This window comes from Uniformispora flossi (assembly GCF_049534875.1).
Lineage (GTDB): Bacteria > Actinomycetota > Actinomycetes > Streptomycetales > Streptomycetaceae > Yinghuangia > Yinghuangia aomiensis.
In genome coordinates this window covers 365,972-378,193 of sequence record NZ_JBMULZ010000001.1, presented here as the reverse complement: position 1 = coordinate 378,193, position 12,222 = coordinate 365,972, and the positions used below count along the sequence as shown (strand labels likewise).

Below are 12,222 nucleotides of genomic sequence, written 5' to 3'. Positions count from 1 at the left end.
CGGGTCCGGTGGCCGAGAGCCACCGGACCCGACCGGTTCCTCAGCGGGTCGAGCCCGCCACGACCGCCTCGGCGATCTGCCGCGGCACCGGCGCGTACGAGTCGAACTTCATGGTGAAGCTCGCCCGCCCCGACGTCCTGCTCCGCAAATCCCCGACGTAGCCGAACATTTCCGCCAGCGGCACGACCGCGCTCACCAGCTTCGTGCCCGGCCGGTCCTCGATCGCCCGCACGTGGCCCCGACGCGCGCTGATGTCGCCGTTGACCTCGCCGAGGTACGTCTCCGGCGTCGTCACCTCGACCAGCATCAGCGGCTCGAGGAGGACCGGCGACGCCAGCCGCGCGGCCTCCCGGAACGCCGACTGCCCGGCGATCCGGAACGCCATCTCCGACGAGTCCACGGCATGGAAGTCGCCGTCCAGCAGCGTCACCCGCACCCCCGTCAGCGGATAGCCCGCCAGCACGCCCAGCTCCATCGCGGCCTGGCAGCCCTCGTCCACCGACGGTACGAAGTCGCGCGGCACCCGGCCGCCGACGACCCGGTTGACGAACTCGTAGTGCTCGTCCGCCAACGGCTCCACGGCGATCAGCACCTTGGCGTACTGCCCCTTGCCTCCGTTCTGCTTCTTGTACACGAACTCGACCTTGCCGACGGCGGCTTGCAGCGTCTCGCGATACGCGACCCGCGGCCGCCCCACGTTCGCCGCCACGCCGAACTCCCGGCGCATCCGGTCGACCAGCACCTCCAAGTGCAGTTCGCCCATGCCCGACAGGATGGTCTGGCCCGACTCCGGATCCGTCTTCACGTGGAACGACGGGTCCTCCTCGGCGAGCCGCTGGATCGCCGTCCCGAGCTTCTCCTGGTCCGCCTGCGACGCCGGCTCCACCGCGACCTCGAGGACCGGGGTCGGGAAGTCCATCGCCTCCAGCACCACCGGATGCGCCGGATCGCACAGCGTCTCGCCGGTCGTGGTCGACCGCAGCCCCATGACCGCGACGATGTCGCCCGCGCCCGCCGAGGCCACGTCCTCACGCTTGTCGGCATGCATGCGGTAGATCTTGCCGATGCGTTCGCGCGCCGACCGGAGCGGATTGCGGACCTGGTCGCCCGCGGCGATCCGGCCCGCATACACCCGCAGAAAGGTCAGCTTGCCGAGGTGCCGGTCGGTCGCCACCTTGAACGCCAGCGCCGCGAACGGCTCGGCATCGTCGGGGCGGCGCAGCACCACGGTGTCCTCGTCGTCCACCGCGTGGCCTTCCACGGTGCCGCGGTCGAGCGGCGACGGCAGGTAGCGTGCCACCGCATCGAGCAGCGGCTGGACCCCCTTGTTCTTGAAGGCCGTTCCGCACAGGACAGGCGTGACGGTCGGGACGTCCGCGCGGCCCGATGCGAGCGTGGCGCGGCGCACCGCGTCGTGGATCTGCGCCTCGGTCGGCTCCACGTCGCCCAGGTACAGCTCCAGGAACGCCTCGTCGTGGTCGGCGAGGGTCTCCAGCAGCCGGGCGCGGGCGGCTTCGGCGGCGGGGACGAGCGCGGCCGGGATGGCGGCCGTGTCGTATCGTTCGCCGAGCTTGGCCTCGGCCGGCCAGGTCAGCGCGCGGAAGCCGACCACGTCGACCACGCCCGCGAACCCGGCCTCCGCGCCGATCGGCAGGTGCAGGACCAGCGGAACGGCGCCGAGGCGCGTCCCGATCATGTCGACGCAGCGGGCGAAGTCGGCGCCCGCGCGGTCGAGTTTGTTGACGAAGCAGATCCGCGGCACGCCGTAGCGGTCGGCCTGCCGCCACACCGTCTCGGACTGCGGCTCGACACCGGCGACCCCGTCGAACACCGTGACGGCGCCGTCGAGCACGCGGAGGCAGCGTTCCACTTCGACGGTGAAGTCCACATGGCCGGGCGTATCGATGAGGGTGAGCGGGTAGTCGACGCCGTCCAGCGTCCAGTGGCAGGTGACCGCCGCGGACGAGATGGTGATGCCGCGCTCGCGCTCCTGGTCGGTCGAGTCCGTGGTCGTGGTGCCGTCGTGGACCTCACCGACCTTGTACGACGCACCCGTGTAGAAGAGGATCCGCTCGGTGGTGGTCGTCTTGCCGGCGTCGATGTGCGCCATGATCCCGATGTTCCGGGTCCGGGCGAGGCTGCGCGTGGTGGTGGCCATGACGGTGGAGCCCTCTCTGATGGGCGGTGCAGGGTGATGGACAAGCGCGGCGGACCACGCCCACGGCACACGACGAGAACCGGACCCGGATGGCACCGGCAGGCGAGCGCGAAGGCACGCCGGATGGGCGCGCCAAGGGCAGGCGAGCAGGCGACAGGACACCGGACTTCGGCCGCGGGGAAGCGCGGCGTGCCGGTCAACGGCCGTCGTGTGTGGGGAAAGCGTCGCCGCGGTCACGCGGATATGCGGACATGCCGACACCGTGGCGCCGCAGGGCGTCACGGTGGGAGTCGCAGGCGTACGGCAGCGGTCACCGGGCCGGCCGGCAAGGCCGGCTCACCGGGAGCGGATCAGCCGCGCGGCGACGCGAGGCAATCGGGCCAACGGCCCTTCCACGGCTCGCGCTTCGCCGAAGGATGCGCACCCCGCGGACGGTCGCCGAAAGCCCGGCACCGCCCGTCGATTCGCGTGAAGGTCGCATCCATGCGCGCCACGTTAGGGGACGGCGGGCAGCAAGGTCATCCGGATTTCCCTCACCCTGCGGAATCCGCACGGAAATCGCCCGGCCGGAGCAGCGGCGGCCCGCCTCGCTGCCGCTCCGCCGCCGTCCGGTCGGGCGTCCGCTCATTCGTTGCGTGCGGTCTCCGGCCCGGTGATCCGCTTGAGCAGCGGAAGCGTCGACGACACGATCGCCAGCGCCGCGGCCAGCCCGGCCGCGACCAGGACGTAGTACCCGGGCTCCGGCGCCGCCAGCGAATACCCGAGCTGCGAGGTCAGGAACAACTGCGACGCCAGGAACCCGGTGGCGATCGCCACCGCCGACACCGCCAGCAGCGGCACCACCGCCTCCACCGCGACCACCCGCCGCAGCACCGCCAACGGCACCCCGGCCAACCGCAGCAGGCTGAACGGCCGCTTCCGCTCCGCGAGTCCGGCCGCGACGCTCACCGCCAGACTGCACGCCGCGATCGGGAAGGTCACCAGCAGCACGACGTTCGCCAACTGCTTCTGCCCGTCCAGACCTTTCGCGTGCACCGCGTCGGACTCCGCGAGTGTCGTCGGCGGGCGCTCCCCGGGGTAGGCGTCGGCCAGCACCGTGCGGGCCCGCTCCACGGCGGCGGTCGAGCCGTCCGTCCCGACCACCACGGCCACCACCGGCAGCGCGGCGAGGTCCGCTTCGGTGAGCGGCGCGGCCGGCCACGGCGCGGTCGGCGGATCCCACAGGTCGTAGAAGTACATCGGAATCGATGCGGACACCGCCCCCGGCGCACAGCCCATGAACCCGTCGAACTCCGCCAGTTGCCCGCAGGAGACCAGCCCGGCGGTCACCGGGCCGTCTTCGCGCTGCGGGTCCTTCGTGCCGAGCGGATTCGTGTGCACGACCGCGACGCCCCGCACGCCGGGCACCGCGCGCAGCCGGGCCATCGTGTCGTCGGCGATCGGTGCGGCCGCTCGGACGGGATCCCCGGTCTTGGTGAGTCCGTCGGTGTACTCGCCGACCAGGGTGTGGCGCACCTGGTCGTGCCGTGCGGGACGGCCGCGTTCGGCGGTCATCGTGGTGATGATCGCGACCGTCGACGTGGCCACGAACAGCGCCAACACCAGCCCGCTCACCGCGCGGAACCCGGCTTTGGGGTTGTCCGCGAGCCGCCGCCCCGCAATGAGCAGGGCCGGGCGGTCGGTGTGCCGGGCGACCAGCCGGGCCCCCGCCATGGTGAACCACGGGCCTGCGACGACCAGTCCGGCCATGACCACCAGGAACCCGGTCAGGTAGGCCCAGATCTGCCCGTCGGTGGAGGCCAGGCGCCGCCCGACGAAGTACCCCAGCTCGGCCAACCCGAGCAGCAGCGGCACGACGCGGTACACGCGCGGCGGTGCCGGGGTCACGCGCCGGGTCACCCCGAGCGGCGAGATCTGCACGCGTCGCAGCGCCAGCCGGGCAGCGATGCCTGCCGCGACCGGGACACCGAGCGCGACGGCCGCCACGGCGGCCGGGCCGAGCGTGAGGTCGCCGGGCGCGAAGCGCTCCCCGGTGAAGCCGATCTTCGCGATCTGCGGACGGAACGCGAAGAACCCGGTGAACCCGATGACGACGCCCGCGACCGCGGCCAGGGTCGATTCGACCGCGGCCACCACCGAGATCTGCCCCGGCGTCCCGCCCACCAGGCGCATCGCGGCGAAGCGCTGCTCGCGGCGGGCTGCGGACAATCGGGTGGCGGTGCCGATCAGCACGCACAACGGGAACATGATCGCGCCCGCCGTCACGGACAGGATGAGCGCCATGCCGTTCGCGTCGATCCCCGCCCCGGCGCAGCCGTTGCACGAACTCGGGGATGCGGTGGCGATGCCGTCGATCCGCACCGCGCCGGGTGTGGCGGCGAGTTCCTCCGGGGAATGGCCGACGATGACGATCGCCGAGTCGGGGGAGGGCAGGGCCGCGGAGCCGATCGTGCCGGCAAGCGTGCCCGGGAAGCGGTCGGCGAGTTCGGCCGCGGGCGTGTCCCGCAGCAGCTTCCGCATCGCCGGGGACGCGAAGTACTCGCCGGGACCGGGGATGCGCGGCAGCCCCGGTGGCACCGGCGAGCGGGGGCCGGTCGCGGCGATGTCCACCCGGCCGACGTCGTGCCCGTCGAAGTGGTCGAGCGCGACGACCCACCACGCCGGGTCCGTGTTCGGGGCGGCCTTCGCGGCCAGGCCCGGCATCCCCGAATTGAGCCACGCGTAGCGGTCGTTCTGGCTGCGCGTGGCGTTCACCGCGGCCAACGCGGCGAGCAGCATGGTGACGCCGACGGCGATCGCCGCCGCGGTGACGACCAGCCGGGCGAGGGCCTCGCGCCCGGCTCCGAGGGTGAGCCGCAGGCCGAGGCGGATCACGACGCGAGCCGTTCCGCGGCAAGCCCGGCGACCTTGCCGTCCCGCACGATCACTTCCCGGTCGGCATACGCCGCCACCCGGGCCTCGTGCGTCACCACCACGACCGTCGTGCCCTGCTGCCGCGCCGCCTCCACGAGCAGGTCCATGACCTGCTCGCCGGCCAGCGAGTCCAGCGACCCGGTCGGCTCGTCCGCGAACAGCACCTCGGGGCCGGCCACCAGCCCGCGCGCGAGGGCGACGCGCTGCGCCTGGCCTCCCGACAGTTCTCCGGAGCGGCGTCCGCCGAGCCCGTCCAGGCCGAGCCTGGGCAGCCACGACCGGGCCTCGCGCACCGCCGACGACCGCCGGACCCCGTTCAGCAGCAGCGGCAAGGCGATGTTCTCCTCCGCGGTCAACTCCGGCACCAGCTGCCCGAACTGGAACACGAATCCGAACCGCGCGCGGCGCAGCGCGCTGCGCCGCGTCTCGGTCTCGGTGTCGATGCGTATGCCGTCGAAGTGGACTTCGCCGGACTGCGGGACGAGGATCCCGGCCAGGCAGTGCAGCAGCGTCGACTTGCCGGACCCGCTGGGGCCCATGACGGCGAGGACTTCGCCGGGCGCCGCGGACAGCGACGCGCCGCGCAGCGCCGGGGTGCTGCCGAACGCCAGGGTGATGTCGCGGGCTTCGATGAGCGGAGAGCGTGTCATCCGCCGGTCACCTCCCGGGCGAGGGCGTCCAGGCGTGCCGCCGTCAGGTCGATCCAGCGCAGGTCGGACTCCAGGTGAAACAGCCCGTGGTCGGCGAGGAGCGCGTCGACGAGGGAGCCGGAGCGTTTGATGTCGGTCAGTTCGCGCATCCGGCGCATGTGCGCGGCGCGCTGCGCGTCGAGGTACTCCTCGGCGGGGCGGCCGAGGATCAGCGCGAGGACCACCTTGGTGAACAGGACGGTCTGCAAGTGCGGTTCGGCATCCACCGGTTCGGTCAGCCAGGACTCGAACTCGGTGGCGCCGGCCTCGGTGATGACGTACCGCTTGCGATCCGGGCCGCTGCCGGGCTCGGCGTCGCCGACCACGACTTTGCCGTCCCGGGCCAGGCGGCCGAGGGTCGCGTACACCTGGCCGTAGGGGAGCGGCTTGCCGCGTCCGAAGAATGCGTCGTAGTCGCGCTTGAGGTCGTAGCCGTGGCTCGGCTCGCGCTCGAGCAGGCCGAGGAGGGTCAGGGGAACGCTCATGGGCCGAATATACGCTGAGTGTATACGCCGGGTCTATACACCCGGATGAGGCAGCAAAGTCGGATCGGGAGCGTGGGATCGGGGGCGTGGGATCGGGGGGCGGGGGATCCGGGGGCGGGGGATCGGGCGGGCGCCCGCGCCTCAGTCCTCCGACGGCTGCCGTGCCCGGCTCGGCTGCACCCGCGGCGGCTCGCCCGGCATCTTCGGATGGTCGGGCGGATACGGCATCTCGCCCAAGCCGTGGTCCCGCTCCTGCTTGTCGCTCAGCTCCAGCGCGGCCTCCAGGCCGAACGCGTGCTCCGGCATGTCCGCGTGCAGGTCGCCCAGCTCGCCGTACCGCACGGGCATGGTCAGGATGTCGAAATCGTCCGGGTACACGTCGTCCAGCTCGTCCCAGTGCAGCGGCGCCGACACCGTCGCCCGCGGATTCGCCCGGACGGAGTACGCGCTGGCGATCGTCCGGTCCCGGGCCATCTGGTTGTAGTCCACGAAGATCCGGCTGCCGCGCTCCTCCTTCCACCACTTCGTGGTGACCTGCTCCGGCATCCGCGACTCCAGCTCCCGCCCGAGCGCGATCACCGCCCGCCGCACCTCCACGAACGGCCAGTCCGGCCGGATCGGCACGAACAAGTGCAGCCCGCGCCCGCCCGAGGTCTTCGGCCACGCCGTCAGCCCGTGGTCCGCCAGCACCTCGCGCATCGCGTGCGCGGCCCGGACCGCGTCGGAGAAGTCCGTGCCCGGCTGCGGGTCGAGGTCGATGCGCAGCTCGTCCGGATGGTCGGTGTCCCGGCGCCGCACCGGCCACGGGTGGAAGGTCAGGCAGCCCAGGTTCCCCGCCCACAGGACCGCCGCCACGCTGTTCGGGCACATCTCGTCGGCGTGCCGGCCGCTCGGGAAGTTGATGCGGGCGGTCGGAATCCAGTCCGGCAGGTACTTCGGCACCCGCTTCTGGTAGAACGACTCGCCGTCGATCCCGTCCGGATAGCGCTGGAGCGTCGTCGGGCGGTCCCGCAGCGCGCGCACGAGGCCGTCGCCCACGGTCAGGAAGTAGCGGACCACGTCGCCCTTGGTGAACCCGCGCTCCGGGAAATACACCTTGTCCGGGTTGCTCAGCCGCACGGACTTGCCGTCGACCTCGATCTGCTCGGCCTTCTTCGCAGCAGCCATGCCCCAGAGTAAGCAGGTTTGGTGCGGATAGTCCCGGTCGGCACGCCCCCGCGCGACGCCGACGGAGTGCCGGGCGCGGCGCCCTGGCATGGGCGGGGTTGTCGCCGCAAACTGGTGCATATGCACCTTCCCGTGATGCCTCCCGTCAAGCCGATGCTCGCCAAAGCCGCCGCGAAGATCCCGCCGGGCATGCACTACGAGGCCAAATGGGACGGCTTCCGCGCCATCGTGTTCAAGGACGGCGACGAGGTGCTCATCGGCAGCCGCAACACCAAGCCGCTCGACCGCTACTTCCCGGACGTCGTCGACGCCGCCCGCCGCCTGCTGCCGCCGCGCTGCGTGCTGGACGGCGAGATCGTGGTGGCGATCGGCGACCGCCTCGACTTCGACCGGCTCCAGGACCGCATCCACCCGGCCGCGTCCCGCGTCGCGCACCTCGCGGAGACCACCCCCGCCGCGTTCGTCGCCTTCGACCTGCTCGCGCTCGGCGACGTGTCCTACCTGGACAAGCCGCTGACCGAACGCCGCGCCGCCCTGGAAACCGCCCTCGCCGGCACCCCGCCGCCGATTTACCTGGCCCCCGCGACCGACGACGTCGCGGTCGCCCAGGTCTGGTTCGACCGGTTCGAAGGCGCCGGACTCGACGGCGTCGTGGCCAAGGACCCGGCCGGCACCTACCGTCCCGACGAACGCGTCATGGCCAAGATCAAGCACGAGCGCACCGCCGACTGCGTCGTCGCCGGATACCGCGAGCACAAGTCCGGCCCGGTCGTCGGATCGCTGCTCCTCGGCCTGTACGACGACCGCGGACGGCTCCAGCACGTCGGCGTCACCTCGGCCTTCACCATGGCCCGCCGCGCCGAACTCGTGCAGGAGCTCGCGCCGTACCGCACCAACGACGTCGCCGAGCACCCGTGGGCGCGCTGGGCCGAGGCCGAAGCCCACGAAGCGGACCGGCTCCCCGGCGCGGTCAGCCGGTGGACCGGCGACAAGCAGCTCGACTGGGTGCCGCTCCGCCCCGACCTCGTCGTCGAGGTCGCCTACGACCACACCCAGGGCGACCGCTTCCGGCACACCACGCGGTTCCGCCGCTGGCGGCCCGACAAGGCGCCGCACGACTGCACGTACGCGCAGCTCGACGAGCCGGTGTCCTACAACCTCGCCGACGTCCTCGCCGCCCGCTGACGCGACGTCCCTCGGGAACCGAATCCGGCCCCGCCCGCGTCGTTCACTCGTCGCACAGCAATCAGGGCCGGCCCGCCCGGGGGACGTCGCGGCACCGCCGCGCGCGGTGCCGGGCACGCGGGGCGGAACGGCCTGCGTGAACTGGGGGGTTCCATGACGCGATGGGTTTCGTGCTGCCCGCGTCCGGCCGATCCGGAACGCGGGACGGCGGATCCGCCGCACGGACCGTCCCGCGTCTCCGCGCACCTTCGGGGCAACCCGGCGTGGCCGCGGGTGGGTGCGTGATGGCCGAAAAGGTCGGGGAGGACGGGAAATCGGCCGGGCGCACGGGGGTGCGGTTGACGAAGACGGGGGCATCGGAGCGCGTGGCCGAGGCGGGCGGCGGCTCGGGGGAGTGGGCGTCGCGGATCGGGGCGGGCCGTCAGCTCGTCGAGAGCCGACGGTCCGAGCCGGAGGATGTCGGGATACCCGGCGGTTCTCCGCTACTGAACCCGGCGACCCGATCGACCCGACCGACCCCGCCGCCCAGCGCGCGGCAGTGCTCGGCCCCGGCCCCGGCAACGCGCGCCACGGCCAACGCCTCTCCGCCGCTCCCCGTCCCCGGCATGCTGCGCCCGGCCCACCCCTCCCTCACCGAACTGGAACTCGGCTTCCGGAAGGCCGCCCGCGCCGGTTCCGCGCGCTGGCCCGCCGAGGCCGCCCAAGCCGCGGTGGCGGCCGGACCGGCGCGGCAGCGCGCGGTGTTCGCGTCCGCCGGACGGGCCTGCGGGCGTGCACGCATCGCCGCCTGGCCGAGCTGGACGTGCGACGACGCGGCCCGCTTACTGCTGCTCGACGTCTTCGTCGGCGCCGTCCCGCCCTGCGACGCGGCGGCGCTGCTCCGTCGGCTGTACGACCGCGGTGACGCCCACGAACGCCGCGCCGTCCTGCGGGCATTGCCGTACCTGCCGACCGCCGCGGCCTCCGTCCCCCTCACCCGCTCCCTCGCCGAAGACGCGTTGCGCACCAACGACCACCGGCTGGTCGCGGCGGCCCTGGGACCGTGCGGCTACGCGCTGGAACCCGCAGCGTGGCGGCAGGGCGTGCTCAAATGCGTCGTCCTCGGTCTGCCTCTGACGGCGGTCACCGGCCTCGACGACCGGGCCGACCGGGAACTCGCGTCCATGCTCGACGACTTCGTGCGCGAAAGGGAGGCCGCCGGGCGTTCGGTGCCGCCGGAGATCGCTCCCCTGACGGCCCTGGCCCGCGAGTCGTGACGGGCAGCCGACCCGCAACGGCTGCGCGCGGCGTGGCGTGGCGTGGTGGGCGTGGCGGGGCGACGGCACTGCCGCGCAGCCGCCTTCGGCCACGCGGCTCTCCCGGTGCGCCCGGTGCACCCCGTGCGCCCGGCCGCGCGTGGCAGCCCGCTTATCCCGCGGCCGCCCGAGCCGTCGCCAGCAACTCCGGCACCGTCCCCGCGAACTCCGGCAGCAGCGTGAGCGCCACGATCCACGCCTCGACGTGCGTCCCCAGCGTCGGCCTGGTCAAGGTGCTCACCGCCGACCGGGCCTCGTTGAGGTGTCGACCCGACGCGCCGTAGAAGACGCTCAGCGCCCGGACGGCGGGCATTGCCGCGTCGAAGATCGTCCGGGCGGTGATCAGGCCCGCCGCGTAGGCGATCTGCACGCGGCGGACGCTCTCCTGCGAGCCGAAGTCGCGAAGCGCCGTCAAGGCCTCCGTGCGGGCCTCGCGGCGGCGGTTGCGGCTGCGGCCCAGCACGCCGGCCGGGGCCCACGAGGATCCGGTCGCCGGCGTCGCGAGCTCCGGGGGGCAGCCCGGCTCGTCGTTCAGCACGAACAGGCCGGGGAGCGGGCTGTCCGCGTGGGTGCGCATGATCAGATCCCAGTCGAGCGGCTCGTGCGGCGCGAGCATGACCAGGCGCGCCATGCCGCCGGACTCGCGGGCCCGCGCGTCGCGCTGCCGCTTCGGGACGGCGTCCAGGCGACGGAGGAGCTCGCGCGTGCCCGTGAGCCGCCCCACCGCCAGGTCGAGCCGGTGCAGCCCGTGCGGGTGCTCCAGTGCGTCGGCGACCGACTCCAGCACGGCCGCTCGCGGACGCTCGACGAGCGGGACCGTCCGCAGCGCGGCGGCGACCGCGTCGCGTCCGGCCAGCCGCCAGAGGTTCACGCAGCCGCGTAGCAGCACCAACCCGGCGGCCGGAAAGGTCCGTTCGACATGCAAGGCGGCGAGGGCGTCGGCGATCGCGCCCGCATCCGGGGCTTCGATCTGCAGGTACACGGCGCGCTGCGTGGGGCCGCCGCCCTCGCCGGTGCCCGGCACCCGGGTCCCCGGCGGCAAGGCGTGCAGCGCGGAGACGAGGAACTCCCGGCAGGCGTAGGGATGGTGCAGAAGCTGCCGGGCGACCGGCGGCGACGGCTCCTCGGCGAGCCGCCCCAGGATGTCCGGCGTCGCCACCGGATTCGCGGCGAGCGCGACGCGGGCTTCGTCGTGGCCGTGCGCGAGGATGTACGCGACGAGCGCCCCCGTGGGCAGCCCGCCGCTCGCGATCAGGTCGTGGCAGGCGTTCGCGTCGAGTCGTTCGAGGACCGCCCCCATGACCGGCCACGGCGCCTGGCCGAGCAGCAGCGCGCCCGGGTGCACGGCGGATCACCTCTCCCGCGTCGGTTTCGTGCGGCGCAGGTTAGCCGGGAACCGGCGGGGCGGGCACGCGGGTTTTCCCGTCTCGGGTGCTCGGGTGCTCGGGTGCTCGGGTGCTCGGGTGCTCGGGTGCTCGGGTGCCTGGGTGCTCGGCTGTGGCGGATCAGGTGTCCGTTGCCGTCTCCGGGTCGGCGATCAGCGGTGCGAACGCGTCGGCCAGGTAGGCCTGCAGGCGTTCCGGTGGAGCGTCGGCGAGGATCCGGACGTCGGCGATCGACGTGATCATCCCCATGCCGATGTTGAGCGACAGCAGCAGTGCCGCGCGGATCTCGGCATCCGGGCCCTCGAGCTTCTCCGCCAACGTGCTGATGCTCGCGCGGAGTTGCTCGCGCAGCAGCTCGGCGACGCCTTCCCGCCCCGCGCACTGCACCATCAGCACCAAGGGGGACTCGCCCGCGAAACCGGTGGGGCGGCTGCGGAACCACGACACCGACCGGTCGGCGAGTTCGTCGACCGGGCCGTTGATGATCGAGGCCGGATTCCGCTCGTGCGTCACCGCCTCGACGAACAGCTTTTCCTTCGACCCGAAGTAGCGGTAGATCAGCGCCGGGTTCACGCCCGCGTCGGCGGCGATGTCGCGGACCGAGGTGGCTTCGTAGCCGTCCCGCGCGAACCTGGCGACCGCGGCGTCGAGCAGCGCGGCGGCGGTGGCCTCCGCGGAACGGGCGCGGGGGACGTCCGCATGGTCGGCGGTGGCGGAGGCTCGGGTGGCCACGGCTGATGCACCCCTCGTCACGTCGGGATTGTCCCGGTTTTGCTCGGGTGGAGTCCGGGAGCGGAGCGGAAATGAGCCGATTCTCGGTCGCCATCTAACCACCCGCGCGGCCACTCGCCATCCGGTCCCGCCGCGGGGTGGCGCACGCCGTCGTGGATAATATCTGCCGCTTACATGTAAACCAGGTTTACATGGTGCGCGAGCGAGGGGAAC

The 12,222-nt window shown here is 73.1% G+C and carries 9 protein-coding genes; 2 read left to right on the top strand and 7 right to left on the bottom strand.

The features are described 5' to 3' along the window. Positions 1–40: 40 nt before the first annotated feature. The 5 genes from fusA to ligD form a co-directional block, all read right to left on the bottom strand. Positions 41–2,158, bottom strand: coding sequence for an elongation factor G (fusA, locus tag ACPA54_RS01675; protein WP_423526002.1), 2,118 nt, complete (start codon positions 2,156–2,158; stop codon positions 41–43). A 624-nt stretch (positions 2,159–2,782) separates the two neighbouring features. Beyond that, the gene (locus tag ACPA54_RS01670; protein WP_423526000.1) at positions 2,783–5,032 is read right to left on the bottom strand and encodes an FtsX-like permease family protein; all 2,250 of its coding nucleotides are present in this window, start codon (positions 5,030–5,032) and stop codon (positions 2,783–2,785) included. Continuing rightward, the gene (locus ACPA54_RS01665) at positions 5,029–5,721 is read right to left on the bottom strand and encodes an ABC transporter ATP-binding protein (protein WP_423525999.1); all 693 of its coding nucleotides are present in this window, start codon (positions 5,719–5,721) and stop codon (positions 5,029–5,031) included. The genes ACPA54_RS01670 and ACPA54_RS01665 overlap by 4 nt, the downstream gene beginning before the upstream one ends. Further along, complete coding sequence (locus ACPA54_RS01660) at positions 5,718–6,245, bottom strand: PadR family transcriptional regulator (protein ID WP_423525997.1); 528 nt, start codon at positions 6,243–6,245, stop codon at positions 5,718–5,720. The genes ACPA54_RS01665 and ACPA54_RS01660 overlap by 4 nt, the downstream gene beginning before the upstream one ends. A 141-nt stretch (positions 6,246–6,386) precedes the next feature. Continuing rightward, positions 6,387–7,412, bottom strand: a complete 1,026-nt coding sequence (ligD, locus tag ACPA54_RS01655) for a non-homologous end-joining DNA ligase (protein ID WP_423525995.1) — start codon at positions 7,410–7,412, stop codon at positions 6,387–6,389. 120 nt (positions 7,413–7,532) lie between these two features. On the opposite strand from ligD, the gene ACPA54_RS01650 reads away from it, so the two are divergent. Together ACPA54_RS01650 and ACPA54_RS01645 are read left to right on the top strand one after the other, a co-directional pair. Continuing rightward, a complete protein-coding gene (locus tag ACPA54_RS01650) occupies positions 7,533–8,597 on the top strand; it encodes an ATP-dependent DNA ligase (protein WP_423525993.1) in 1,065 nt (354 codons plus the stop codon). 605 nt (positions 8,598–9,202) lie between these two features. Further along, positions 9,203–9,853, top strand: coding sequence for an EboA domain-containing protein (locus tag ACPA54_RS01645; protein WP_423525991.1), 651 nt, complete (start codon positions 9,203–9,205; stop codon positions 9,851–9,853). 151 nt (positions 9,854–10,004) lie between these two features. Here ACPA54_RS01645 and ACPA54_RS01640 read toward each other — a convergent pair whose 3' ends face one another. Next, positions 10,005–11,237, bottom strand: coding sequence for a hypothetical protein (locus ACPA54_RS01640; protein ID WP_423525989.1), 1,233 nt, complete (start codon positions 11,235–11,237; stop codon positions 10,005–10,007). A gap of 160 nt (positions 11,238–11,397) precedes the next feature. Continuing rightward, entirely contained in the window at positions 11,398–12,009 is a 612-nt protein-coding gene (locus ACPA54_RS01635) for a TetR/AcrR family transcriptional regulator (protein ID WP_423525988.1), read from the bottom strand. Positions 12,010–12,222: the final 213 nt, after the last annotated feature.

What these genes read in the sequence shown, in the direction of transcription:
- fusA (WP_423526002.1), bottom strand. Translation starts at nt 2,158, where the DNA reads ATGGCCACCACCACGCGCAGCCTCGCCCGGACCCGGAACATCGGGATC.
- ACPA54_RS01665 (WP_423525999.1), bottom strand. Translation starts at nt 5,721, where the DNA reads ATGACACGCTCTCCGCTCATCGAAGCCCGCGACATCACCCTGGCGTTC.
- ACPA54_RS01660 (WP_423525997.1), bottom strand. Translation starts at nt 6,245, where the DNA reads ATGAGCGTTCCCCTGACCCTCCTCGGCCTGCTCGAGCGCGAGCCGAGC.
- ligD (WP_423525995.1), bottom strand. Translation starts at nt 7,412, where the DNA reads ATGGCTGCTGCGAAGAAGGCCGAGCAGATCGAGGTCGACGGCAAGTCC.
- ACPA54_RS01650 (WP_423525993.1), top strand. Translation starts at nt 7,533, where the DNA reads ATGCACCTTCCCGTGATGCCTCCCGTCAAGCCGATGCTCGCCAAAGCC.
- ACPA54_RS01645 (WP_423525991.1), top strand. Translation starts at nt 9,203, where the DNA reads ATGCTGCGCCCGGCCCACCCCTCCCTCACCGAACTGGAACTCGGCTTC.